Annotated in this window: 1 protein-coding gene; it reads left to right on the top strand. The window is 47.6% G+C overall.

The window, feature by feature from the left end:
* Positions 1-336: 336 nt before the first annotated feature.
* Positions 337-1,330, top strand: a 994-nt coding sequence (locus KDK18_RS13065) for a hypothetical protein (protein ID WP_257255366.1), incomplete at its 3' end; no start/stop codon positions are given.

Genomic DNA, 1,330 nt, shown 5'->3' on the forward strand with positions numbered 1-1,330 from the left:
TGCGAGCTATCCATCCCCGAACTAGAAGTACGGGGCTTTCCGCTCAATTTGGTAAGGTAGGTACAGCAAGTGATTTGAGTTATTCTCACCTAATAGTCGAACCTGAAGATATTCTTCAGGCTCAATCAATAAGATCATGCACACCTGCCTGATGATTCTCATCCAACAAAAATGCACTAAATCTCCAACCTCATAACACTCATTTCATATTGTAAAAGGCAGGAACTTTTCTGGCTCCCTTTACTCCAATACTTTCAGATCCAGTCCTCAGATGTGACTCATAAAGCATATTGAAGTGACTCATAAAGCAGAACAAAGAAGTAAATGGAGTTTAGAGTGCGATTTTTTAACCTGATATTCATTCTATTATTGATGAATGAAGTAGCTTTCTCTTCAGAATCAGTACAACCCTCTTACCCTGATCTGGTGTCTCACCAGCCTCATCAGATGTTGCATCACTCTCAGTGGCTGGTGATGCCTCTCATAAGCGGTGTTGCAGGCGGTATCGCTGCGAGCAATTCGCCTGATCAAACGCCTTACACCGTGAGTGCAGGTGTTATTTCCGGTGTCGCCCTATCCAGTCTGGACGTACTCTACAATCACTTCAAAACATCTGCCCCTTATTATATGAGTGCCGGTGTCATGGGAGCGGCTACCATGAGCAATACTCCCATGCCCGGCTCTCTCAATTACCTGTGTGGTTTTGTTGGTGGCGCAATGGTTGCTACGGGCCAGTTGAACTTCCTGGAAAAGTACATCAGCGCACCTGCAAAAGGGGCCTTTAACGCCGCCATTCTGATAGGAATGCCGGGAGCCGCTGCGGGGGCTGTTATCGGTGTAGCCGATGAAGTGATGGCTGCTTGTAATCTCACCGACACCGAACCCCTGTCTACAACATTGTCCGCTGTCACCCAGCTAAAAATAATGACACCATTTTTTTCATCGGGTCTGAGCCGTCTGCCACTGATTGGCAGCTCATACCGTTCTGCGGTGTCTCAACTCAATGTTCCCTATTTGATTGAAACTGTGGGCACTGTCTGGAGTGGAACCTGCCTGTTTACCTCACTTTCAGAAGACGATCACTCCTTGTCTTATTTGTGTATCACTCTGAAACCCTCAAGTCGGAGTCATGACAAAACCAACCTGGAAACCATTTCTGAAATGGATCAGACCCTGAATGAGATTATGGATAGCCGGACGATCCAGAGACTCTCACACATGCAGGCTCTTGCCATAGTCGGCTCTCAGCTGATGAGTTCCAGACTGGCCAAGATGCGCGCCTCCCGGGCCCAGTCTCTTCACGCAGGTCTGGCAAACTTTAATCCAAGGC

This window comes from Endozoicomonas sp. SESOKO3, from assembly GCF_024606255.1.